24 protein-coding genes and 1 pseudogene are annotated in these 21,023 nt (G+C 72.4%); 10 read left to right on the top strand and 15 right to left on the bottom strand.

Going from position 1 to position 21,023, the window contains the following annotated elements; translation table 11 throughout:
* Nucleotides 1-102: 102 nt before the first annotated feature.
* Together KSF81_RS07415 and KSF81_RS07410 are read left to right on the top strand one after the other, a co-directional pair.
* Nucleotides 103-1,266 carry a beta-glucosidase gene (locus tag KSF81_RS07415; protein ID WP_309139498.1) on the top strand — a complete coding sequence of 388 codons (1,164 nt, stop codon included), beginning with the start codon at nucleotides 103-105 and terminating at the stop codon, nucleotides 1,264-1,266.
* A gap of 306 nt (nucleotides 1,267-1,572) precedes the next feature.
* Nucleotides 1,573-2,769, top strand: a complete 1,197-nt coding sequence (locus KSF81_RS07410) for an MFS transporter (RefSeq protein ID WP_309139497.1) — start codon at nucleotides 1,573-1,575, stop codon at nucleotides 2,767-2,769.
* 12 nt (nucleotides 2,770-2,781) lie between these two features.
* On the opposite strand, the gene KSF81_RS07405 is transcribed toward KSF81_RS07410, so the two are convergent.
* Genes KSF81_RS07405 through KSF81_RS07395 form a run of 3 tightly spaced genes read right to left on the bottom strand, consistent with a single transcriptional unit; the run spans nucleotide 2,782 to nucleotide 4,395 of the window.
* Entirely contained in the window at nucleotides 2,782-3,336 is a 555-nt protein-coding gene (locus KSF81_RS07405; RefSeq protein ID WP_217378434.1) for a hypothetical protein, read from the bottom strand.
* Nucleotides 3,326-3,976, bottom strand: coding sequence for a cupin domain-containing protein (locus KSF81_RS07400; protein ID WP_217378433.1), 651 nt, complete (start codon nucleotides 3,974-3,976; stop codon nucleotides 3,326-3,328). Before KSF81_RS07400 ends, KSF81_RS07405 begins: the two co-directional genes overlap by 11 nt.
* Nucleotides 3,977-3,990: 14 nt before the next feature.
* Nucleotides 3,991-4,395, bottom strand: a complete 405-nt coding sequence (locus KSF81_RS07395) for a hypothetical protein (protein WP_217378432.1) — start codon at nucleotides 4,393-4,395, stop codon at nucleotides 3,991-3,993.
* Between the two features lie 214 nt (nucleotides 4,396-4,609).
* On the opposite strand from KSF81_RS07395, the gene KSF81_RS07390 reads away from it, so the two are divergent.
* The 5 genes from KSF81_RS07390 (at nucleotide 4,610) to KSF81_RS07370 (ending at nucleotide 9,556) form a co-directional block, all read left to right on the top strand.
* Complete coding sequence (locus KSF81_RS07390) at nucleotides 4,610-5,362, top strand: SapC family protein (RefSeq protein WP_309139708.1); 753 nt, start codon at nucleotides 4,610-4,612, stop codon at nucleotides 5,360-5,362.
* Between the two features lie 160 nt (nucleotides 5,363-5,522).
* Nucleotides 5,523-6,488, top strand: a complete 966-nt coding sequence (locus tag KSF81_RS07385; RefSeq protein ID WP_217378430.1) for a tripartite tricarboxylate transporter substrate binding protein — start codon at nucleotides 5,523-5,525, stop codon at nucleotides 6,486-6,488.
* Nucleotides 6,485-7,459: a tripartite tricarboxylate transporter substrate binding protein gene (locus KSF81_RS07380; protein WP_309139496.1), complete on the top strand. Its 975-nt coding sequence runs from the start codon at nucleotides 6,485-6,487 to the stop codon at nucleotides 7,457-7,459. The genes KSF81_RS07385 and KSF81_RS07380 overlap by 4 nt, the downstream gene beginning before the upstream one ends.
* Nucleotides 7,456-7,983: a tripartite tricarboxylate transporter TctB family protein gene (locus KSF81_RS07375; protein ID WP_217378429.1), complete on the top strand. Its 528-nt coding sequence runs from the start codon at nucleotides 7,456-7,458 to the stop codon at nucleotides 7,981-7,983. Before KSF81_RS07380 ends, KSF81_RS07375 begins: the two co-directional genes overlap by 4 nt.
* 43 nt (nucleotides 7,984-8,026) lie before the next feature.
* Nucleotides 8,027-9,556 (top strand): tripartite tricarboxylate transporter permease, encoded by a 1,530-nt coding sequence (locus tag KSF81_RS07370; RefSeq protein WP_217378428.1) that lies wholly within the window; start codon nucleotides 8,027-8,029, stop codon nucleotides 9,554-9,556.
* Nucleotides 9,557-9,571: 15 nt separating this feature from the next.
* On the opposite strand, the gene KSF81_RS07365 is transcribed toward KSF81_RS07370, so the two are convergent.
* The 3 genes from KSF81_RS07365 to KSF81_RS07355 form a co-directional block, all read right to left on the bottom strand.
* Complete coding sequence (locus KSF81_RS07365; RefSeq protein ID WP_217378427.1) at nucleotides 9,572-9,925, bottom strand: tellurite resistance TerB family protein; 354 nt, start codon at nucleotides 9,923-9,925, stop codon at nucleotides 9,572-9,574.
* A 13-nt stretch (nucleotides 9,926-9,938) separates the two neighbouring features.
* Nucleotides 9,939-10,388, bottom strand: coding sequence for a hypothetical protein (locus tag KSF81_RS07360; RefSeq protein WP_217378426.1), 450 nt, complete (start codon nucleotides 10,386-10,388; stop codon nucleotides 9,939-9,941).
* A 169-nt stretch (nucleotides 10,389-10,557) separates the two neighbouring features.
* A complete protein-coding gene (locus KSF81_RS07355; RefSeq protein ID WP_217378425.1) occupies nucleotides 10,558-11,916 on the bottom strand; it encodes an LLM class flavin-dependent oxidoreductase in 1,359 nt (452 codons plus the stop codon).
* A gap of 109 nt (nucleotides 11,917-12,025) precedes the next feature.
* Here KSF81_RS07355 and KSF81_RS29235 point away from each other — a divergent pair.
* Nucleotides 12,026-12,949 (top strand): annotated as a pseudogene (locus KSF81_RS29235) (Bug family tripartite tricarboxylate transporter substrate binding protein); the annotation flags it as partial.
* Nucleotides 12,950-13,119: 170 nt separating this feature from the next.
* Here the strand turns inward: KSF81_RS29235 and KSF81_RS07350 are convergent.
* The 4 genes from KSF81_RS07350 to KSF81_RS07335 form a co-directional block, all read right to left on the bottom strand.
* Complete coding sequence (locus KSF81_RS07350; protein ID WP_217378424.1) at nucleotides 13,120-13,584, bottom strand: copper chaperone PCu(A)C; 465 nt, start codon at nucleotides 13,582-13,584, stop codon at nucleotides 13,120-13,122.
* Nucleotides 13,585-13,718: 134 nt separating this feature from the next.
* On the bottom strand, nucleotides 13,719-14,228 hold the full coding sequence (locus KSF81_RS07345; RefSeq protein WP_217378423.1) for a YcnI family protein: 510 nt from the start codon (nucleotides 14,226-14,228) through the stop codon (nucleotides 13,719-13,721).
* Nucleotides 14,229-14,291: 63 nt separating this feature from the next.
* Nucleotides 14,292-14,828 (bottom strand): RNA 2',3'-cyclic phosphodiesterase, encoded by a 537-nt coding sequence (thpR, locus tag KSF81_RS07340; protein ID WP_217378422.1) that lies wholly within the window; start codon nucleotides 14,826-14,828, stop codon nucleotides 14,292-14,294.
* Between the two features lie 12 nt (nucleotides 14,829-14,840).
* Nucleotides 14,841-15,413 carry an arylesterase gene (locus KSF81_RS07335; protein WP_254453405.1) on the bottom strand — a complete coding sequence of 191 codons (573 nt, stop codon included), beginning with the start codon at nucleotides 15,411-15,413 and terminating at the stop codon, nucleotides 14,841-14,843.
* A gap of 238 nt (nucleotides 15,414-15,651) precedes the next feature.
* On the opposite strand from KSF81_RS07335, the gene KSF81_RS07330 reads away from it, so the two are divergent.
* Both KSF81_RS07330 and KSF81_RS07325 read left to right on the top strand, forming a co-directional pair.
* Entirely contained in the window at nucleotides 15,652-16,392 is a 741-nt protein-coding gene (locus tag KSF81_RS07330) for an ABC transporter ATP-binding protein (protein WP_217378420.1), read from the top strand.
* A gap of 197 nt (nucleotides 16,393-16,589) precedes the next feature.
* Complete coding sequence (locus tag KSF81_RS07325; RefSeq protein WP_217378419.1) at nucleotides 16,590-16,748, top strand: DUF6726 family protein; 159 nt, start codon at nucleotides 16,590-16,592, stop codon at nucleotides 16,746-16,748.
* 40 nt (nucleotides 16,749-16,788) lie between these two features.
* On the opposite strand, the gene mltG is transcribed toward KSF81_RS07325, so the two are convergent.
* The 5 genes from mltG to fabG all read right to left on the bottom strand — a co-directional run bounded on the left by mltG (nucleotide 16,789) and on the right by fabG (nucleotide 20,928).
* Nucleotides 16,789-17,781: an endolytic transglycosylase MltG gene (gene mltG, locus KSF81_RS07320; RefSeq protein WP_217381599.1), complete on the bottom strand. Its 993-nt coding sequence runs from the start codon at nucleotides 17,779-17,781 to the stop codon at nucleotides 16,789-16,791.
* Nucleotides 17,782-18,027: 246 nt separating this feature from the next.
* Complete coding sequence (gene fabF / locus KSF81_RS07315; protein ID WP_309139495.1) at nucleotides 18,028-19,311, bottom strand: beta-ketoacyl-ACP synthase II; 1,284 nt, start codon at nucleotides 19,309-19,311, stop codon at nucleotides 18,028-18,030.
* 46 nt (nucleotides 19,312-19,357) lie between these two features.
* On the bottom strand, nucleotides 19,358-19,597 hold the full coding sequence (locus KSF81_RS07310) for an acyl carrier protein (RefSeq protein ID WP_217378418.1): 240 nt from the start codon (nucleotides 19,595-19,597) through the stop codon (nucleotides 19,358-19,360).
* A 177-nt stretch (nucleotides 19,598-19,774) separates the two neighbouring features.
* Nucleotides 19,775-20,017 (bottom strand): hypothetical protein, encoded by a 243-nt coding sequence (locus KSF81_RS07305; protein WP_217378417.1) that lies wholly within the window; start codon nucleotides 20,015-20,017, stop codon nucleotides 19,775-19,777.
* Between the two features lie 173 nt (nucleotides 20,018-20,190).
* The gene (gene fabG, locus KSF81_RS07300) at nucleotides 20,191-20,928 is read right to left on the bottom strand and encodes a 3-oxoacyl-ACP reductase FabG (protein ID WP_217378416.1); all 738 of its coding nucleotides are present in this window, start codon (nucleotides 20,926-20,928) and stop codon (nucleotides 20,191-20,193) included.
* Nucleotides 20,929-21,023: the final 95 nt, after the last annotated feature.

Here is a 21,023-nt window from a genome sequence, read left to right as displayed (position 1 = left end):
CCACCCGCCCTGTCCTGCCAGGCCAGCCACCCTGAGGCGGCAGGAACGCCCCGCTCCCGGGGGGATCACCTCCCGCATTTGCAACAGCAGATGGATTGCAGCGTGACCTTTCGACCCAGCCTGTTCCGCAGCTTCTTCCTGGGCGGCTTCGAATGCTCGACCCATCGCCGCCATGATGGCCGGCGCCTCGACCTCATCGCCGCCACGCGTCACGACCTGCTGGCCGAGGAGGACTACCGGCAATTGGCCGAGCACGGCATCCGCGCGGTCCGCGACGGCGTGCGCTGGAACCTGGTGCAGGCCGCGGGGCCCGGCCACTACGACTGGTCGCCGGTGCTGCCCATGCTGCGCGCCGCCAAGCGCACCGGCACGCAGGTGGTCTGGGATCTCTGCCATTACGGCTGGCCGGACTGGCTGGACATCTTCTCCATCGATTTCGTGCCGCGCTTCGCCGAATACGCCGCCGCCTTCGCCCGGCTCTGCAAGGCCGAGACCGGCGAGGCGCCGACCCTCTGCCCATTGAACGAGATCTCCTTCCTGGCCTGGGCCGGGGGCGAGACCGGGCATTTCAACCCCTGCACCCAGGGCCGCGGCCCCGAGGTGAAGCGCCAGGCGGTGGCCGCGACCATCGCCGCCACAAGGGCCATGCGCGAGGCGGTGCCGGGCACCCGCGTCTTCGCGGTGGAGCCGCTCATCAACACCATCGCCCGCCCCAATGTGGATGCCGATATCGAGCCCGTGCTGCGCCGCAATGCCGGCATGTGGGAGGCCTGGGACATGCTGCTCGGCCGCCAGGCGCCGGAGCTGGGCGGCAGCGAGGATGTGCTGGATGCCATCGGCGTGAATTTCTACTGGAACAACCAGTGGTGGCTGCATGAGGGCCGGGATGCGGCGCCGCTCTCGATCTTCGACGAGCGCTGGGTGCCGCTGCGCGACCTTCTGGCCAAGGTGCATGCGCATTTCCGGCGGCCGATCTTCGTCGCCGAAACCAGCATCGAGGGCAACCGCCGGGCGCCCTGGCTCCGCTACGTGGCCGAGGAGGTGCGGGAGGCGGTCGTCGCCGGCGTGCCGGTGGAGGGCATCTGCCTCTATCCCGTGCTGAGCCATCCCGGTTGGGACGACGATCGCTACTGCCCGAACGGCTTGCTGGAGATGGAGCCGAAGCACGGTCGCCGGCCGGTGCACCTGCCGCTCGCGCAGGAGCTCAAGCGGCAGCAGGCGGCCTTCGCCGCACTCTTCGCGGATGGGGCGGAAGCGGCGGCCTGACGCTGGCCGCAGGGGTCCTGGCCTATGGCCGGCGGTTCGCGGCTGGAATGACAGGGGGCCGGAGAGCCGGGGCATCGGCCGAAGGCTGAGCGCCCCAGGCCCCGGGCGGATGGCCCCGCTGGCCTTCAGGGGCCAGGGCGCCATGTCCTGGCGGGCCCCCGTCTTGACCAGGGTGGCGGCGGGATTGCCCGCCGGATGGCCGCCAGGGCATCGTCACCCCAGGCGACCAAACCCGGGGCAGGCGCGATGCGAAGGCCGAATGGCGGCCCAGAGGACGGCATGGACCGGGTGGCGAAGTGGCCTGCCGTGGCCATCATCGCCCTCTGCCAGGTCGCGGCGCTGGCGCTCTGGTTCTCCGCCTCGGCGGTGGTGGGCGCCATTGCCGCCGAATATGCGCTGCCGCCCAGCCGCGCCGCGCTGCTCACCAGCGCGGTGCAGGCGGGCTTCGTCGCCGGCTCGCTCGCCAGCGCGGTGCTCGGCCTGGCCGACCGCATCGACCCACGCCATCTGTTCGCCACCGCCGCGCTGGCCGGGGCGGCGGCCAATCTCGGCCTGCTCTGGGTGCCCATGGAGTCGCTGTGGCCGGCGGCGCTGCGCTTCGCCACAGGCGCCTGCCTCGCTGGCGTCTATCCCGTCGGCATGAAGCTGATCGGCACCTGGGCGGAGCGCGATCTCGGGTTGCTGATCGGCATCCTGGTGGGCGCGCTCAGCCTCGGCTCCGCGGCGCCGCATCTGTTCCATGCGCTCTGGGGCGGGCTGGACTGGCGGGCGACGATTGCCGCCGCCTCGGCCAGCGCCGTGCTCGCCGCCGCCGCGATTCCCCTGGCGCGGCCGGGGCCCGGGCTGCGCCCGGCGCCGCGCTTCGACCCGCGGGCGATGCTGGCGGTGTTCCGCGAGCCGGCGCTGCGCCTCGCCCTGCTCGGCTATCTCGGCCATATGTGGGAGCTCTATGCCATGTGGGCCTGGCTCGGCGTCTATCTGGAGGCGAGCTTCCGCGCCGCGGGCGGCTTCGGCGCCTGGGATGCGGCGGTGCCGGCAAGACTCACCGCCTTCCTGGCGATCGGGCTCGGCGGCCTGGTCGGCTGCATCGCCGGCGGGCTGCTGGCGGACCGGCTGGGGCGGACCTGGCTGACCATCGCCTCGATGGCCTCGAGTGGCGCCTGCGCCCTGCTGGCCGGCCTGGCCTTCGGCGGCCCGCCCGGGCTGGTGGCCGGGATCTGCCTGGCCTGGGGCCTGGTGGTGACTGCCGATTCCGCGCAATTCTCGGCCGGCATCGCCGAGCTTTCGCCGCCCGGCCGGATCGGCACGATGCTGACGATGCAGACCTGCTGCGGCTTCCTGCTGACCCTGGCCACCATCCACCTGACCCCGGTGCTGGCCGCCGCCTGGGGCTGGCCGCTGGCCTTCGCGGCGCTGGCCATCGGCCCCTTCGGCGGCTGCCTGGCGATGGCACGGCTCAGGGCCCGGCCGGAGGCGATGCGGCTGGCAGGGGGCCGGCGCTGAACACCGGCCGGGTCAGCCGGCCGGCGCCTCCACCAGCAGCCCGGCCGTAGCCAGGCGGCGGCAGAATTCCAGCGCGCCCTCGCCAAGTGCGGCGGCGGTGGCGCCCTCCTCCAGCCCTTCCAGCCAGCCGAGTTCCCGCGGGCCAAGCGGCAGGCTGCCGCCGGCCCAGCGCAATTCCGCGCTGCCATCCGGCAGCGCCGCGACATGGTGCAGCATGGCGTCCGAGAGCCGCAGCCGGTCCTGCGGCCCCGGCACCGGGCTCAGCAACCCGCGGCCGGGCAGCGGCGCGCGGCTGCCGGCCAGCCCATCCAGCAGGGCGAGCGAGAGGCGTTCCAGCACCAGCGGCGCCGCCAGGGCGGCAAGGCGCTCGCCCATGGCCGCCAGCAGGGCAGGCGCCGCCTCCGGCTCGGCCAGGCGCCAGGTCGGGAAGGCGGCGCGGAGGCCGGGATCCTCGGCCTCCATCCGCTCCAGCGCCAGGCGCAGCGCCTCCGCCCAGCAGGGTTCCAGGAAACCGATGGTGAGGTGCAGCGAGGCGCCCTCCGCCTGGCCCTTGGCCTCATGCGGCACGCCGCGCGGCAGATAGAGCGCATCGCCGGGGCGGAGCGTCAGCGCCGCCGGCTCCCCCCGGCACCGCGATCTCGCGCAGCCAGGGGGTGCGGCGGGTGGCGGCGGGCACCGGCTGCTCCGGCCAGACCCGCCAAGCCTTTTGGCCGAGCAGTTGCAGCACCAGCACGTCATGCGTGTCGTAGTGCAGGCGGAAGCCCTGGGCACCGGGCGGCGTCAGATAGGCATTGGCCTGCACGCCATGCAGGAAGACCCGCTCCAGCCCGCGGCAGAAGCGCGCCAGCGGCGGATGGATGTCCTGGGATTGCGAGACCACCAGCGTGGCCCCGGCATCGAAGCGGGCCATCAGCCGCAGCGGATCGACCCGGCCATCGGGCAGGCAGAATTCCTCGTCCGGCAGGCCGGCGCTGCCCTCGCGGCCGCCGTCGGCCATGCTGACACGGGGCGCGCGGGCGGCATCGGTGGCCAGGAAGGCATCGAGATCGGGCACCGCCAGCAGCGCCGCGAAACGGCCGGGATCGGTGCCGGGGAAATGCCGCCACTGCGCTGCCTCCCGCAGCGCCAGCACCGCCTCCAGCCCCAGCCCGCCGAAACCGAGGGCCAGGGCCGTCTCCGCCAAGGTAGGGGGCAGGGTGGGCGGCAAGGGCGCGTCGCGGCTCAGCGCCAGCCGCGCCCCCGGCCCGCGCCATCGCTCGGGTCGTTGTCGGTGACGGCGCGGCGCGGCGGCGCATAGCCGCGGCCCCGGCCGGCGCCGTCGCTCGGGTCGTTGTCGGTAACGGCGCGGCGCTGGGGCGCGTAGCCGCCGCGGCCATAGCCGGCGGAATCGCGCGGGTCGTTGTCGGTGCGGCCGGTGCCGCCATAGCCGCCGCGGCCATAGCCGGCGGCGTCGCTCGGGTCGTTGTCGGTGCGGACCGGGGTGGCGCCGCCCTGCCCTGCCGGCGTGGCGGTGGCCCGGCCGGCGGCGCCGGCCTCACCAGCGGCCGCGGTCGCGCCGAGGCCGGCCGCCAGCCGCACCACCAGAAGGCGCCGCCCCAGGCGTGGGTCGCGCGTGGTTTCGTCCATAACTCGCCTCCTGGCACATCCCCGGTGCCATCCTCATCGACGCCGCATCATCGGTCCGGTCGGCCCGAGGCTGCAACAGCTTTGCGATGATTTCTGCACGCAATCGTTTCAGAATACCATCCGGTCCTTGCGGAAGAGTTGACGGCTCGCCACAACAACAGCCGATGTTCGAGGGAGCCGCCCGCCATGCCCGGAACCGCCAAAGCCCCCCCCCATCGCCGCCAATGGCCATGCCGCCGCCACGTCCGGCCTGCCGCCGCTCTACGGGGCACTGGAGGCGATCGCCAAGGAGCGGCACGCCGCATTGCGGCTGCGCGATGCCGGCTTCGGCTTCGCCGCCACGACCACCGCGGTGCCGCTGGCGGCCGAGGAATTCCTGGCCGCCGCGCGTTCGCTCCCCATCGTCTTCGGGGCCCAGGCACCGCATCTGCCGGTGGCGCTCTGCGGGCTCACGCCTGGCCAGAACCTCTATGTGGATGCCGCCGGCGCTTGGCGGCCGCGCGCCTATATCCCGGCCTATCTGCGCCGCCACCCCTTCTTCCTGCTGCGCGTGGCGCCCGGCTCGGACGAGCTGGCGCTCTGCATCGACCCCGGGGCGCCGCAGCTCGGCAAATCGGCGGGCGAGCCGCTCTTCACGCCGGAGGGTAAGCCGGCGCCCGCGCTGGAGCGCGCCATGGCCTTCGCCCGCGGCATGGAGGAGGCGATGTTCAAGACCCGCGCCATGGCCGAGGGGCTGGCGGAGCTTGGCCTGCTGAAAGCCTCGGTGGTGCAGTTCGAGCACCAGGGCAAGCCGCTGCGGGTGGACGGGTTCTTCGCCGTGGACCGCCCGGCCCTGGCGGCGCTGCCGGCCGAGCGGCTGGTCATGCTGCGCGACCGCGGCTGGCTGGAGGCGATCCATGCGCATCTGCTCTCGATGGGCGGCCTGCCGGAACTGGCCCAGGACCTCAACCCGTCGCCGGCCAGCTGAGGAGCGGAGCCAAACCGGCGCCGGATCGTTGATGCCGTGCCTGGTTCCGCCTAAGCAGTCTTCCCTGGTTCGGGCCAGGTCTCGCATGCCCGGGGTCGTCGCCGCGCCGGGCGCGAGAGGTTCGCCGAAAGACTTGGGGCAGGGCCCCGGGGAGAACGCCATGCTGGATCGCCGTCATCTGCTGCTGGCCGCCACGGGGCTCGCCGCCACCTTGCCGCCGGGCCGGGCCGGGGCGCAGCCGCGCCTGCCCAGCCTCTACATGTTCATCCCGGCCGGGCCGGGCGGCGGCTGGGATGGCCTCGGGCGCGCCATCGAGCAGGTGGCGCGGCAGGCCGGGCTGGTGGGGACATTCCAGTTCGAGAATGTCGGCGGCGCCGGCGGCAGCGTCGGCCTGCCGCGCTTCGTCGGCCAGCGCCGCGGCCGCGGCGACAGCCTGATGGTGGCCGGCAGCGTCATGGTCGGCGCGACGCTGACCAACAAGACCCCGGTCGGGATGAAGGACGTGACGCCGGTGGCGCGCATGACCGAGGAGGTGGGCGTCATCGTCGTGCCCGCCAATTCCGAGATCCAGGACCTCAAGGGCTTTCTCGACGCGTTGCGGGCCAATCCGGGCGGCGTCTCGGTGGCGGGCGGCTCGGCCGGCGGCACCGACCACATCACCCTCGGGCTGATCCTGAAATCCCTCGGCCATTCGGCGAAGGACGGATCCTATGTGGCCTTCGCCGGCGGCGGCCCGGCCCAGGCGGCGATCCTCGGCGCGCAGGTCAAGGCCGGCATCTCCGGGTTCTCGGAATTCGCCGAGCAGATCAAGGCCGGCCGGATGCGGGCGCTCGCCACCACCGGTGCCGAGCGGACCGACCCGGCCATCCCGACGCTCAAGGAGAGCGGGGTGGATGTGGTCGTCACCAATTGGCGCGGCGTCTTCGCCCCCCCGGGCATCCGTCCCGATGCGCGGGAGAAGCTGATCGCGCTGATGACCGAGATCCACGCCCTGCCCGCCTGGCAGGAGATGCTGAAGACGCGGGACTGGCAGGACGCCTTCCTGACCGGCGACGACTTCGCGGCGTTCCTCCAGCGCGACCGGGAGCAGACCGAGGCGGTGCTGAAGGAGGTCGGGCTGGCGTGACGCGCGGCATGCTCGCGCGGCGCGGGCTGCCCGCCACAGTGGCTGCGCTGGCGGCGGCGGTCGCCGGGGCGGCGCGGGCGGAACCGCGGCTCGCCTCGCTCTTCCTGTTCATTCCGGCCAATCCGGGCGGCGGCTGGGACGCGCTGGGCCGCGCCATCGAGCAGGTGGCGCGGCCGGCCGGCCTGGTCGGGCGGGTGCAGTTCGAGAACCTGGCCGGCGCCGGCGGCACGGTCGGGCTGCCGCGCTTCGTCGCCACGCGCCGCGGCCGGGCGGACAGCCTGATCGTCGCCGGCACCGCCATGGTGGGGGCCTCGCTCATCAACCGCTCGCCCCTCGGGCCGCAGGACCTGCCGCCGGTGGCGCGGCTGACCGGGGAGGCCGGCGTGGTTGTGGTGCCGGCGGACAGCCCCTTCCGCGACATCGGCCAGCTTGCTGCGGCGCTGCGGACCGATCCTGGCAGCGTCGCCGTGGCCGGGGCGGGGGGCGGGACGCTCGACCACATCATCCTCGGCCTGATGCTGCGGGCGCTGGGACGGCGGGCGGCGGAGGCGCGCTTCGTCGCCTTCCCCGGCGGCGGCCCCTCCCAGGCGGCGGTGCTGGGGAGCCAGGTGCAGGCCGCCATCTCCGGCTGGGGCGAATTCGCCGAACAGGTGCGGAGCGGCCGCGTGCGCGCCCTGGCCACCACCGGCGAGCGCCGGCTGGACCCGGCGGTGCCGAGCCTGCGGGAGGCGGGCATCGATGTCGTCGCCACCAATTGGCGCGGCGTCCTCGCCGCCCCCGGCATCAGGCCCGAGGCGCGCGCGGCGCTGGCGGCACTGATGACGGAGCTGCACGCCCTGCCCGCCTGGCGCACCCTGCTGGCGGAGCGCGGCTGGGACGACGCCTTCCTGACCGGCGCCGATTTCGAGGCTTTCCTGGAACGCGACCGGGCGCAGACCGCGACCGTGCTGAAGGAACTGGGACTGGCATGAGCATCACCCTGCCGCGGCGCGAGCCCTCGCTCTGGCCCGACCTGATGGTCGGGCTCTTCGTCCTGGCCCTCGGCGGGCTGGCGCTGTGGCAGGCCATGGTGATCCCGGTCTCGCCGATCTACGCGCAGGTCGGGCCGAGGGCAGTGCCCTATGTGGTGGCGGGCGGCATGCTGCTGCTGGGTGCCGGGCTGGTCTATGTGGCGCTGCGTGGCGGCTGGTCGCACGAGTTGGAGGAGATGCAGGATGCGCCCCCCACCAACTGGCGGGCGCTGACCCTGCTGGGGGCGGGGCTGGTGGCAAACCTGGCGCTGATCGGGCCGCTCGGCTTCTCCGTCGCGGCGACGGCGCAATTCGTGCTGGTGGCGGCAGCTTTCGGCTCCCGCCGCTTCCTGCGCGACCTGGTGCTGGCGCTGGTGCTGACGCTCGTGGTGTGGTTCGGCTTCGTCGAGGTGCTGGGCGTGAATATCGGCGCCGGCGTGCTGGAGGGGCTGGTGCTGCGGGCATTGGGGCGGGAGGTTCCGTGATGCAGGCCCAACCCATCCCCCTCGCCGCGCCAGGAGCCTGAGCATGGACCCGATCGCCGGCCTCTCGCTGGGCTTCGCCAATGCGCTGAGCGTCACCAATCTCGGCTGGGCGCTGCTCGGCTGCTTCCTCGGCACCGCGGTGGGCGTGCTGCCGGGGATCGGGCCGGCGCTGACCATCGCGCTGCTGCTGCCCATCACCTTCCAGGTGAATGCGACGGGCGCCTTCATCCTGTTCTGCGGCGTCTTCTACGGCGCCATGTATGGCGGCTCCACCACCTCCATCCTGCTGAACACGCCGGGCGAGAGTGGCTCCATCATCACCGCGCTGGAAGGCGCCAAGATGGCGCGGAACGGAAGGGCCGGGCCGGCGCTGGCCACCGCCGCCATCGGCAGCTTCGTCGCCGGCACCATCGGCACGCTGGGGATCAGCTTCCTCGGGCCGATCGTGGTGGAACTGGCGCTGCATCTCGGCCCGGCCGAGTATTTCTCCCTGATGCTGCTGTGCTTCGTGACGGTATCCGCGGTGCTCGGCGGCTCCGCATTGCGCGGCCTCGCCTCGCTATTCTTCGGGCTGCTGCTCGGGCTGATCGGCATCGATCTGCAAACGGGCCAGCCGCGCCTCACCTTCGGCATCCCGGAACTGCTGGACGGCGTGAATGTCGTGCTGGTGGCGGTGGCGCTGTTTGCGGTGGGGGAGACGCTCTACCTCGCCTGGCGGTATGTGGAGGGCAGCCAGGAGGTGCGGCCGGTCGGGCGGATCATGCTCTCGCGCTCCGACCTGAAGCGGAGCATCGGGCCGTGGTTCCGCGGCGCGCTGCTCGGCTTCCCCTTCGGCGTGTTGCCGGCCGGCGGCACCGAGATGCCGACCATGCTGAGCTATTACGCCGAGCGGAAACTGGTGAAGCCCGAATACGCGAAGGAGTTCGGCACCACCGGCGCGATCGAGGGCGTGGCAGGGCCGGAGGCTGCCAACAACGCCGCCGCCGCCGGCGTGCTGGTGCCGATGCTGACGCTCGGGCTGCCCACCAGTGCCACGGCGGCGATCATGCTGAGCGCCTTCCAGAGCTACGGCATCAATCCCGGGCCGCTGCTGTTCCAGCAGCAGGCGGACCTGGTCTGGACGCTGATCGCCAGCCTCTATGTCGCGAACATCATGCTGGTGGTGCTGAACCTGCCGCTGGTGGGGCTCTGGGCGCGCATCCTGAAGATCCCGCAGCCGCAACTCTATGCCGGAATCCTGGTCTTCGCGACCATCGGCACCTATGGCATCAGCAATTCCGTCACCGATCTGGTGCTGCTCTATGGCATCGGCATCATCGCCATGTTCATGCGCCGCTTCGACTTCCCCACCGCGCCTGTCGTCATCGGCATGATCCTCGGGCCGATGGCGGAGCAGGCGATGCGCCAGGCGCTGACCATCAGCCAGGGCGACTGGACCACCTTCGTGACGCGGCCGATCTCCCTGGTGATCCTGCTGCTGGCGCTGCTGGCGCTGGCGGGGCCGCGCCTCTACGGGTTCTGTACGCGGCGCGGCAGCGGGCACACGCGGGATGCCGACGCCATCGACATGTGATGGCGCGGCGCCTGCTCAGGCCGGGACGTTGAGCGAGGCGTGGATGCGCTCCACCGCCTCCCGCGGCAGGTTGAGCGCCGTGGCCAGCCGCGCCAGGTAGTCGCGCTCGGCATCGGTATCCACCTCGATCGCCATGAAGGAGGCGGCATAGACCTCCGCCGCGTCCTGCTGCGATGTCACGTCGCGGGCCAGGGCATCGATGTCCACTGGGCCACGCAATTGCTGCAGCACGAAGTCGCGCGCCTCGCGGTCCTCGCCGGCCTCGTCGAGCCTGGAGGTGATCCGCTCCATCTCCCGCGCGTCGATCTGGCCATCGGACTTGGCGGCCTGGATCATGGCCCGCAACATCAGCAGCGCCTTGCGCTGCACCTCGGCGGGATCGTCATAGCCGGGCAGGGCTGCCGCCGTGGCGGTCGCCCCCCTGATTCTGGCCCTGCAAGGCCGAGTAGGCCAGGCTGCCGAGCACCGCCATCAGCCCGCCACCCACGGCGCCCCGGCCGCCACCGAGCAGCGCCCCCGCCAGCGCCCCGAGGCCGCCGACCGCGGCCGGGTTGTTGCGCTGGAGTTCCTGGCCCGGCGCGTTCACGGCCCGTTTGGCCATCTCCGCCAGCCCGCCGAGCGTGCCGCCCTGGCCACCACCCGCGCCGCCGCCCATCAAGCCACCGAGCAGACTGCCAAGGCCGCCCCCGCCTTGCCCGCCACCGAACTGCGACAGCAGGTCACCAAGACCGCCGCCAGCGCCCCGCTGGGCCGCCGCATCCAGCCGGCTGCCGGCGGAGGGCGCGGAGCGATGCTGCATCAGCGCGCCCAGCAGCTTCGTCGCATCGAACATCGCTTTCTCCCGTTGTTGCCGGACGATCCGGGGGTTGCGCACCCCATGGGCAAGCGCCTCGCCCAAGCGAAAACGAGGGCGTGGCTCACCCGGTGGGTTGCCCGGGGTGTAACGGCGGCTGACGGATTCGGTCGAAGCGCGCCGGAGCTTGTGATGCGCCCCCGTCGCGCTACTCCGCCGCCAGGCGCGGCCGCCAATCGCCACGTGCCGGCCGCTTCAGGCCGAGATGGTCACGCAAGGTCGCCCCCGTGTAGTCGTTCCGATAGAGCCCGCGCCGCTGCAATTCCGGCACCACGAATTGCACGAATTCCGCATAGCTGCCCGGCACATGCGTGGCGGAGATGACGAAGCCGTCGCAGGCGCCGGCGGTGAACCATTCCTCCAGCCTGTCCGCCACCTCCTTCGGGCCGCCGACCATGTCCATGCGCGGCCGGCCGCGGCCGCTGCCGGTGATGAAGTCGCGCACCGTCGGGTTCCGCTTGCCGGTGGCCTTCACCACCCGGTCGCGGATTGCCTGCAATCCCTGGATGCCGGCCAGTTCCGCGTCGGTGAAGGGTTCGTCCATGCCCTTGCTGGCGAAGTCGAAATTCAGCGCCTCCGAGAGCAGCGAGAGCGCGTCGATCTCGAGCGGCAGGCTGGCGATCAGCGCCGCGCGGTCCTCGGCCTCGGCCTTGGTGGCCGCGACGATGGGGTTGCAGAGCGTGGCGACCTTCACCTGGTCCGGATCGCGGCCCTCCGCCGCCACCATCGCCTTGAACTCGTCGTAGTCGCGCTTGCCGGAGGCGATGTCGTGATAGGCAACGAAGACCAGTTCCGCCCAGCGCGCCGAGAAGCGCTTGCCGCGGCCGCTGCTGCCGGCCTGGATCACCACCGGATGCCCCTGGGGCGAGCGCGGCACGGTGAAGGGGCCACGGGAATGCAGGAACCGGCCCTTGTAGTCCAGCCGATGCACCTTGCTGCCATCGCCGAACCGGCCGCTGGCCTTGTCGACGATCAGCGCATCATCCTCCCAGCCATCCCAATGGCCGAGCACGACCTCCACGAATTCATCCGCGCGGTCGTAGCGCCGGTCATGCTCCATCATCTCGGCATGGCCCATATTGGCGGCCTCGCCGTCGTTCAACGAGGTCACGACATTCCAGGCGGCACGGCCCTCGCTCATCAGGTCCAGCGTCTGGAAGACCCGCGCCACGTCGAAGGGCTCGAAATAGGTGGTGGAGGCGGTGGAGCCGAGGCCGAGCCGGCTGGTCGCCGCCGCCATCATGGTCAGCACCACCACGGGGTCGAGCTTCACGCAGCGGATGCCGTGCTCCACCGTATGCACATGGTCCCCGCCGAAGCGGTCCGGCATGGAGAGCCGGTCGTCGAAGAAGCCGAGGTCGAATTTCCCGGCCTCCAGGATGCGGCCGATCTCCTGGTAGTAGTCGGCCGACAGGAAGTCGGTGCGGCTCTCCGGGTGGCGCCAGGAACTGGCGAGGTTGGTGCAGTTCTGCGCCTGCAGAAATCCAACCATATGCATCTGGCGCATGGCGCGTCCTTCGTCCTGATTTTTCTCGCCCGGATGTTAGGCCCTGGTCGCCCAAGGGCGTCAATCCGCGGGCGTCCATCCGCCCCCCTTGCAGCAGCCGGCGGCCGGAATGCTAGGCTGCCCCCCGAAGCGGGCGCCCGGCCCGCACCGGAGGACAGGGATGACGCCCAAGAGACGCGCGCTGCTGGCTGGCGCCGGCGCGCTGCTGGGAATGCCCGCGCTGCGTGCCGGTGCCGAGGGGGCCTGGCCGGAACGGCCGCTCCGCTTCGTCATCGGCGGTGCCGCCGGCGGCGCCTCCGACATCTTCCTGCGGATGATGGAGCAGCGGCTGCGCGAACGCCTCGGCCAGCCCCCGATCATCGACCCGCGGCCCGGCGCCGGCGGCATGGTGGGGGCGGAGGTTGCAGCGCGTTCGACACCGGATGGCTATACCTTCTTCATCAACCACATCGCCTCGCATGGCATCGGGCCGACGCTCTACCGGCGCCTCAGCTTCGATCCGGTAAAGGATCTGCCGGGCGTGGCGCGCCTGACCTTCCTGCCCAATGTGCTGATCGTGAAGGGCGATGGCCCGGTGCGCAGCCTCCCGGAGCTGCTGGCCTTCATCAAGGCCAATCCCGCCAAGGCGAATTTCGCCTCCGCCGGATCCGGCACCTCCTCGCATCTCTCGGGCGTGCTGTTCGGGCAGCGGATGGGCGTGGAGGTGACGCATGTGCCCTATCGCGGCACCGCGCCCAGCATGGCCGCGGTGATGAATGGCGAGGTGCTCTTCGCGATCGACAATGCCCCCGCCTCGCGGCAGCAGGTGCTGGCCGGCATGCTGCGGGCACTCGGCGTCAGCACGGCGGCCAGGTCCAGCACCATGCCGGAGATCCCGACGCTCCAGGAACAGGGCGTGCCGGATTTCGACGTCTCCTCCTGGTATGGCATCGCCGCGCCGGCCGGCACGCCACGCCCGGTGATCGAGCGGCTGGGCGGCGAGATCGTGGCGGCGCTGCGCGACCCGGCGATCGCGACGCGCTTCCGCGACTATGGGGCGGAGCCGGCGCCGCTCGGCCCCGCCGAATCGACGCCTTCATCGCGGCGGAGGTCGCGAAATGGGCGCCGGTGGTGCGCGCCTCCGGCGTCACGGTGGACTGATCCTTCGTCCCGGGGCGAAGCGGGCGGTGTGGCACGCCGCAGGCACGCTTCCGGTATGCGGAATCAGTGGCCATGCGCCGGGCCGCGGGCGCCGGCGGCCTGGATGGCGAGGTTCACCTGCACCGTCCCGGCCCGCTCGAAGGTCAGGGCCACCGGCACCGTCTCGCCCTGGCGCAGCGGCCCGGTCAGGCCGATCAGCATCAGGTGCAGCCCGCCCGGCCGCAGCGTGACGGAGCCGCCGGCCGGGATCTCGACAGCCGGAACCTGGCGCATCCGCATCACATCGCCTTCCCGGATATGGTTGTGCAGTTCCACGCTGCGGGCGGCCGGGCTGCTGGCGGAGAGCAGCCGGTCCGCCGCGCCGCCGCGGTTGCCGATGGTGAGATAGCCGGCGCCGGTGCCGCCCTGGCCGGCGGCGCGGCTCCAGGCTTCGGTGATGGCAAGGTCGCCGGCCCGCACCTCCTGCGCCAGGCCGGGGCCGGCCAAGGCAAGGAGCAGCGGGGCGGCGAGAAGCAGGCGGCGGTGCATGGGCGAGGATCCTTTCAGGGCAGCTTCCGGCCGGATGCCTGCGGTCGGGGGCAGGAAACGCGGCCGGGAACAATCGGCTGGAGGGGCTTCCACGAGCCGGGACGGGCGGGAAACGCCCCAGCCTACCGCCGGGATCAGCGAGGGGTGAGGCGCATGGCGGGGGCCGGGCGGGCGAGGTCATGCGCGGATTGGCCGGGCGCCGGGCGCTCGACCCAGGCCTCGGTGCGGCCGCCCTCGCAGGATTGGGTCACCGGCAGGACCAGGCTGCCGCCGGGCTGGTTCGGCGCCTGCAGCAGCAGCACGAATTCCTCGTATTGCTCATCCGGCAGGGGGCCGCCTTCCCAGGTGATGCGGGCGACCTCGTCCTCCACCTCATGGCCATGCGGAGTGTGCTGGGCGGCGGGCAGGCGGCGGCGCTCGATGGTCAGGCGCCAGCCGGGCAGCGGCATGGGCTTGGCCGTGAAGATGCCCTCCGGGATCTCGACCGCGACCCGCGTGGTGGCGGCGCCGGCGCAGCCATGCGGCACGCGCAGCGCGGCGCGGACATAGCTGCCCGCCGGCGCGGCGGCGGGGTCGAGGGTGACATGGGCGGAGGCCGGCAGGGCGCAGAGGGTGGCCGCCGCAAGGGAAAGCGGGAATCGCATCGGGTTCTCCTGAAGGTTTTCGGGCCGGAGGGTGGCTGCGGCCAGGCTGGTGGCCTTGCCCATTCAGGCCAGCGCGTAGTCCACCTCAGCCACATAGACCGCCTGTTCCTTGCCGAGGCGCGAGGAATAGAGGGTGAAGCCCTCCACCGGAACCGGCGGCGCGCGGAACAGGTTGTGCGCCTGCATATGGGCGATGAGCTTCTCGGGCGCCGCCCGGTCGGTCCGCGCCAGGGTGACATGCGGGGCGAAGCGCTTGCGTTCCGGCTCCAGTCCGATGCGCTGCAGCGCCGTCTCGATCTTGCCTTGCAGGAAGACCAGCGGCTCGGTCTTCTCGACGCCGACCCAGAGCGCGCTGATCCGCCCGCCCTTCTCGAAGACGCCGAGGCCGCGCAGCGACAATTCGAAGGGCCGGGCGCGGATGCCGGCCAGCGCATCGTCGATCTCCTGCGCCCGCCAGGATTCCACCTCGCCGATGAAGCGGAGCGTGACGTGGTAATTCTCCGGCGGCACCCATTTCGCCCCGGGGATGCCGCCGGTCAGCAGGGCCAGTTGCGACCGCAGCGTGGCGGGCAGGCCAAGGGCGACGAAGAGGCGGATCATGGCCGATTCTCCTCACCCGGCGGGTCCGGGCGGCAGGCGTTCCAGCAGGGACTCGACCGCCGGCAGGATGCGGCGAACCACCTCCCCCACCCCGCGCGCATTGGGGTGGATGCCATCCGGCTGGTTGAGCGCCGGGTCGGCTGCCACGCCGTCCAGGAAGAAAGGGTAGAATATCATCTCGGGCCTTTCTCGCGAAAGGTTCTCGAAGACGGCGGCGAATTCGCCGGCATAGGCGGCGCCGAGATTGGGCGGCGCCAGCATCCCCGCCAGCAGCACCGGGATGTTCCGCGCCGCCAGCCGATCCAGGATGGCGGCCAGGTTGGCGCGCAGCTCGCGCGGCGGCAGGGCGCGCAGCGCGTCATTGCCGCCGAGTTCCACAAGGACGGCATCCGGCCGGTCGGCCAGCGCCCAGTCGAGCCGCGCCAGACCGCCTGCCGAAGTATCGCCGGACACCCCGGCATCCAGCACCTGCACCGGTCGGTCTCCGGGCCGGCGCTCCGCCCGCAGCGCCGCCTCCAGCCTTGGCACGAAGCCCTGGCCCGGCGGCAGGCCATAGCCGGCGGTCAGGCTGTCGCCCAGCACCATCAGGCGGATCGGCTCCTGGCCAGGCGCGGGCTGGGCTGGCGCCGGCAGGCCGAGGCCGAGTGCCGCCAGCGACAGGACCGCCCGGCGGCCAGGACCGGATACGGCAGCGGCAGCCCGGGCACGATCCGCTGCGCCTTCGGCCGGCCGCCTCTTGCCTCGCGCGCCTTCGGCCAGTTGGCTCTTGCCTCGCGCGCCTTCGGCACGACATCGGGAGGCACCCCGGAACCCCCTCGGCGCCATGGATGCCATAGCAAGCCACTCCCGACCCCTGTCTGACGACCAATCCAACACCACGCTCATCGCCGCACGGGACCTGCGGTTCAGGGTGGCCGGGGCGGCGGGGGAGGTCAACATCCTCCGCGGCCTCGACCTCGACATCGCCGCCGGTGAGGCGGTGGGGCTGGTCGGCCCATCCGGTTCCGGCAAGACCTCGCTGCTGATGCTGCTGGCCGGGCTGGAACGGCCGAGCGCCGGGCGTCTCCATGTCGCCGGGCAGGACCTGGCCGCGCTCGACGAGGACGCTCTGGCCCGCTTCCGGCGGCAGCATGTCGGCATCGTCTTCCAGGCCTTCCACCTGATCCCCACCATGACGGCGCTGGAGAATGTGGCGGTGCCGCTGGGATTCGCCGGCCGCCGGGATGCCTTCGGCCGGGCCGAGGAGAGCCTGCGCGCCGTGGGCCTCGGCCACCGCCTCGGCCATTACCCCGGCCAGCTTTCGGGCGGCGAGCAGCAGCGGGTGGCACTGGCCCGCGCCACCGTGGCCGAGCCGCGCCTGCTGCTGGCGGACGAGCCCACCGGCAACCTCGACCGCGGCACCGGCGGCCAGGTGATGGACCTGCTGTTCGGCCTGCGCGAGCGGCTCGGCACCACCCTGCTCCTCATCACCCACGACCCGCTGCTGGCCGGGCGCTGCGGCCGGCAATTGCGGATGGAGGATGGGCTGATCGTGGCGGATGGACCGGATCGCGAGTTGGTCTGAACCCGCCAGGCTTCAGGCGCCCGCGGGTATCCGACCGCGGAGATCATCGGCGGCGTCGCGACCGGGACCCGCGCAGGGCGTTGCAGCGCTGATGTCCCGCCCCGGCAGGGCATCGGGGATTTTTCCACGTGCATGCCGGTCCGAAATCCGGCCGATTCCGGAACCGGCGCACCAGCTTCGTCTCAGGGGGTCTACCAATGCGCGCTGCCGCGTGGCTTCTCGTCTGTCTGTGCCTGTCCGGCTGCGGCCTGGTCGCGCTGCCCTTCCGGGTGACGGGTGATGTCATCTCCGTCGTGCCGGTGGTCGGCAAGCCGCTCGGCGCGCCGGTCCACGCGGTGGGCGACGCGATCGATTAGGGGCGGATGGGCCTCGGCCTTTCCTGACGCTTCGCCGGCCTCACCGCTCCACCGGCGGGGCGGCCCTCTGCCGCTCGATCTCCCGCCACCGCGCGACATTGCGGTTGTGTTCCTCCAGGGTCCGGGCGAAGGCGTGGCCGCCGCTGCCATCGGCCACGAAATACAGCTCCTCCGTCCGCGCCGGCCGGGTCACTGCCCGCAGCGCGTCGCGTCCCGGCGCGGCGATCGGCCCCGGCGGCAGGCCGCGGTTGCGGTAGGTGTTGGAGGGATGGTCGAGGTCGAGATCGGCCCGGGTCAGCCCGCGCTCCAGCCCGGCGCCGGCGGAGGCCGCATAGGCCACGGTCGGGTCGGATTGCAGCGGCATCCCGCGCCGCAGCCGGTTCAGGAAGACCGCGGCGATGCGCGGCCGCTCCTCCGGCAGCGCGGTTTCCTCCTCGACGATGCTGGCCAGGATCAGCGCCTCCCGCGCGCTGGCCAGCGGCAGGCCCTCGGCCCGCCCTGCCCAGGCCTCGGCCAGCGCCGCCTCCATCGCCGCCTCGGCGCGGCGAAGCAGCGGCGCGCGGGCATCGCCCCATTGGTAGGCATAGGTTTCCGGCAGGACGGCGCCCTCGGCGATGGCGGGCAACTCGCCGGTCAGGCCCTCGGCCCGTTCCAGCAGGGCGGCGATCTGCCGCGCGGTGAGCCCCTCCGGGATGGTCAGGCGCCGCTGCACCGGCCGGGCCTGGCGCAGGATCTCCAGCACATCGGCGAGGGAAGCGCCGGCCGGAAAGGCGAATTCGCCGGCCCGGAGCGGCCCCCGCCCGCGCGTCGCCCAGGCGGCGAGGGCGAAACCCCGCCCCTCCGGCAGAACGCCGTGGTCGATCAGCACGGCGGCGATGGCCTCGGTCCCGCCGCGCGGCACCACCACCTGCGCCGGCGCGGCCAGCGGCCCGGGGGCGTAGTACAGGCGCCAGGCCTGCCAGCCGGCGAGCCCTGCCAGCAGCACCAGCAGGGCGAGCACACCGCCGGCCCAGCGAAGCGCCCTAAGCCTCACCGCCAAGCCACGGCATGGTTGCGGCCGGCCGATTCACGGCTTCGGGCCTTGCGGCCCTCCGCCGATCGGGTGGTATGCAGGCCGGCCGATTCACGGCTTCGGGCCGTGCGGCCCTCCGCCGATCGGGCGGTATGCAGGCCGACCGATTCACGGCTTCGGGCCTTGCGGCCCTCCGCCGATCGGGCGGTATGCAGGCCGGCCGATTCACGGCTTCGGGCCTTGCGGCCCTCCGCCGATCGGGCGGTATCAAGGCGCCGCGCGGAAGACGATGCTGGCATTGGTGCCGCCGAAGCCGAAGCTGTTCGACAGCGCCACCTCGACCGGCCGTTCCTGCGCCGCCTTGGCGACACGGTCGATCGGGCTTTCCCGCGAGACCTTCTCGAGATTCAGGGTCGGCGGCGCCACCTTGTCGCGGATCGCCAAGATCGAGAAGATCCCCTCCACCGCGCCCGCCGCGCCGAGCAGGTGGCCGATGGCGGATTTGGTCGAGGACATCGCCAGGCCCTTGCCGGCATCGCCCCAGAGCCGCTCCACCGCGCCCAGTTCCAGATCATCGCCGAGCGGGGTCGAAGTGCCGTGCGCATTCACATACTGCACCTGCTCCGGCGTCACCCCGGCGCTTTTCAGCGCCGCCCGCATGGAGCGGAAGGCGCCGTCGCCGGTCTCGGAGGGGGCGGTGATGTGATAGGCATCGCCCGACATGCCGTAGCCGATGACCTCGGCATAGATCTTCGCGCCGCGCTTCTTCGCGTGCTCCAGTTCCTCGAGCACCACCACGCCGGCGCCCTCGCCCATGACGAAGCCGTCGCGGCCCTCGTCCCAGGGGCGGGAGGCTTCGGTGGGCGTGTCGTTGTAGCCGGTGGAGAGCGCGCGGGAGGCGCAGAAGCCGGCCATGCCGATCTCGCTCACCGCCGCCTCGGCGCCGCCCGCCACCATCACATCGGCATCGCCCAGGGCAATGAGACGCGAGGCATCCCCCAGCGCATGCACGCCGGTGGCGCAGGCCGTCACGGCCGAATGGTTCGGCCCCTTCAGCCCGTATTTGATGGAGACATGGCCGGAGGCCAGGTTGATCAGCGCGCTCGGGATGAAGAAGGGGGAAAGCCGGCGCGCCCTGCCGGAGGCGACCAGCTGCGACGCCTCATAGATCGTCTGCAGCCCGCCGATGCCGGAGCCGATCATCACGCCGCTGGCGGCGCGGTCCTCCTCCGTTTCCGGCAGCCAGCCCGAATCCTCCACCGCCTCGGTGGCGGCGACGAGGGCCAGCTGGATGAACCGGTCCATCTTCTTCTGGTCCTTGACCGGGATCCACTCGGCCAAGTCGAGCTTGCCCTCGGCCTTGGAACCCTGCGGAACCTGGCCGGCGATCTTCGCCGTCAGGTCCTTGGTGTCGAAGAGCTGGATCGCGGAAATGCCGCTATCGCCCGCCAGCAGGCGCTTCCAGACATGCTCGACGCCCAGGCCGAGCGGGCAGGCGATGCCCATGCCGGTGACGACAACCCGCCGCGGCGCTGCACCGTATGCGAACACGCTCTGCCTCTTCCGTCTTTATGCCAGGGATATGCGGGCCAGCGGCTCAGGCCGCCTTCTGGCCTTCGATGTAGCTGATCGCGTCCTTCACGGTGGTGATCTTCTCCGCCGCGTCGTCCGGGATCTCCACGCCGAAGGCCTCCTCGAAGGCCATCACCAGCTCGACCGTGTCCAGGCTGTCGGCGCCGAGGTCGTCGATGAAGGACGCCTCCGGGGTCACCTTCGCCTCGTCCACGCCGAGGTGCTCGACCACGATCTTCTTAACCTTCTCGGCGGTGTCGCTCATCGCGTGCCAGTCTCCATGCTTGCGGCGCCTCTCGGGCCGCCCTGAATCGGGGCGCCCGCAAGGACGCCCCCCCTTAAGTTGGGCCGGGGGCTTAACACGGAACCCGGAGCGGGCCTAGGCGGTGTTTGCGCCGATGGCAAGCCCCGCCGCCGCCCCGGGCATGGGCCGGGTCCGGGTTCAACGGCCGAGCCCCTGGGCCAGGCTCGCCAGCCGCGCCAGGCCGAGCATCGCCTCGATGGCGGCGCCCGGGCTGCCCAGGCAGACCAGCCCCGCCAGCACCGCCGTTTGGGCATCCCCACCCTGGGCGAGCACGGCGCAGGGCGCCGCGAGCGCGCAGGCGCCGAGCAGCGCCCAGGGCGCCTCCGGCCAGTCCCCGGTCATCCTGCCGGGCTTGGCATCGCTGGTCCTTGGCCGCGCCATCTCCGCCTCGCCTTCCTGCCCCTTGAAAGGACGGCGGCGGGCCGGGGTTGCGTGGCGGCCCTGCAATAAAACCGCGCCCCATCCCGGTCATGGCGCGGCCAGGCCGTCGGCCGGGCTTGTACCCTGCCGGCCGGCTCACGCCCTCCGGCTGCGCCTCCGGGCGACCGGATGGCTCAGAACATCGCCATCCCGCCATTCACATGCAGGGTCTGGCCAGTCACCCAGCCGGCCTCGGCGCTGGCCAGGTAGACCACCGCGGCGCCGATATCCTCGGGCGCGCCCATGCGCGCCGTGGGGATGCGCTCCAGCAGCTTCGCCCGCTGCGCCTCGCCCAGCGCATCGGTCATGGCGGTCTTCACGAAGCCCGGGGCCACCACGTTCACCGTGACGCCGCGGGTCGCCACCTCCTGCGCGAGCGACTTGCTCAGGCCGATCAGCCCGGCCTTGGCGGCGGCGTAATTCGCCTGGCCGGCATTGCCGGTCACGCCGACGATGGAGGCGATCGACACGATCCGCCCATGGCGCCGCTTCATCATGCCGCGCAGCGCCGCGCGCGCCAGGCGGAAGGGGGCGGTGAGGTCGACCTCCAGCACCGCCGCCCAATCGGCATCGCCCATCCGCAGCGCCAGCATGTCGCGGGTGAAGCCGGCATTGTTCACCAGGATGTCGAGGCTGCCGAGCCCGCCCTCCACCTGCTCCACCAGCGCCGCCGGCGCGGCGGGGTCGGCGAGGTCGGCCGGGGCGACCAGCACCCGTGCGCCGAGTTCGGCCGCCAGCGCCTCCAGCTCCGCCGCGCGGCGGCCGGTGAGCGCGACGCTGGCGCCCTGCGCGTGCAGCGCCCGCGCGGTGGCGGCACCGATCCCGCCGGTCGCGCCGGTGACGAGTGCAACCTTGCCGTCCAGACGGAACATGCGCGCTGTCCTTATGCCTTGGTCTCAGATTCGGGCCGATCAGTGTCCTGGTTCCGAAGCCCTTTGGCCTTCGTTCCCAGGCCACCAGCCTTTGT

The sequence above is a fragment of the Siccirubricoccus sp. G192 genome (assembly GCF_019084075.1).
GTDB lineage: Bacteria > Pseudomonadota > Alphaproteobacteria > Acetobacterales > Acetobacteraceae > G192.
This window is presented reverse-complemented; position numbering and strand designations above follow the sequence as displayed.

What these genes read in the sequence shown, in the direction of transcription:
- KSF81_RS07395 (WP_217378432.1), bottom strand. Translation starts at nt 4,395, where the DNA reads ATGGACGAAACCACGCGCGACCCACGCCTGGGGCGGCGCCTTCTGGTG.
- KSF81_RS07385 (WP_217378430.1), top strand. Translation starts at nt 5,523, where the DNA reads ATGCTGGATCGCCGTCATCTGCTGCTGGCCGCCACGGGGCTCGCCGCC.
- KSF81_RS07375 (WP_217378429.1), top strand. Translation starts at nt 7,456, where the DNA reads ATGAGCATCACCCTGCCGCGGCGCGAGCCCTCGCTCTGGCCCGACCTG.
- KSF81_RS07370 (WP_217378428.1), top strand. Translation starts at nt 8,027, where the DNA reads ATGGACCCGATCGCCGGCCTCTCGCTGGGCTTCGCCAATGCGCTGAGC.
- KSF81_RS07360 (WP_217378426.1), bottom strand. Translation starts at nt 10,388, where the DNA reads ATGTTCGATGCGACGAAGCTGCTGGGCGCGCTGATGCAGCATCGCTCC.
- KSF81_RS07355 (WP_217378425.1), bottom strand. Translation starts at nt 11,916, where the DNA reads ATGCGCCAGATGCATATGGTTGGATTTCTGCAGGCGCAGAACTGCACC.
- KSF81_RS07350 (WP_217378424.1), bottom strand. Translation starts at nt 13,584, where the DNA reads ATGCACCGCCGCCTGCTTCTCGCCGCCCCGCTGCTCCTTGCCTTGGCC.
- KSF81_RS07345 (WP_217378423.1), bottom strand. Translation starts at nt 14,228, where the DNA reads ATGCGATTCCCGCTTTCCCTTGCGGCGGCCACCCTCTGCGCCCTGCCG.
- thpR (WP_217378422.1), bottom strand. Translation starts at nt 14,828, where the DNA reads ATGATCCGCCTCTTCGTCGCCCTTGGCCTGCCCGCCACGCTGCGGTCG.
- KSF81_RS07335 (WP_254453405.1), bottom strand. Translation starts at nt 15,413, where the DNA reads ATGGTGCTGGGCGACAGCCTGACCGCCGGCTATGGCCTGCCGCCGGGC.
- KSF81_RS07330 (WP_217378420.1), top strand. Translation starts at nt 15,652, where the DNA reads ATGGATGCCATAGCAAGCCACTCCCGACCCCTGTCTGACGACCAATCC.
- KSF81_RS07325 (WP_217378419.1), top strand. Translation starts at nt 16,590, where the DNA reads ATGCGCGCTGCCGCGTGGCTTCTCGTCTGTCTGTGCCTGTCCGGCTGC.
- KSF81_RS07310 (WP_217378418.1), bottom strand. Translation starts at nt 19,597, where the DNA reads ATGAGCGACACCGCCGAGAAGGTTAAGAAGATCGTGGTCGAGCACCTC.
- KSF81_RS07305 (WP_217378417.1), bottom strand. Translation starts at nt 20,017, where the DNA reads ATGGCGCGGCCAAGGACCAGCGATGCCAAGCCCGGCAGGATGACCGGG.
- fabG (WP_217378416.1), bottom strand. Translation starts at nt 20,928, where the DNA reads ATGTTCCGTCTGGACGGCAAGGTTGCACTCGTCACCGGCGCGACCGGC.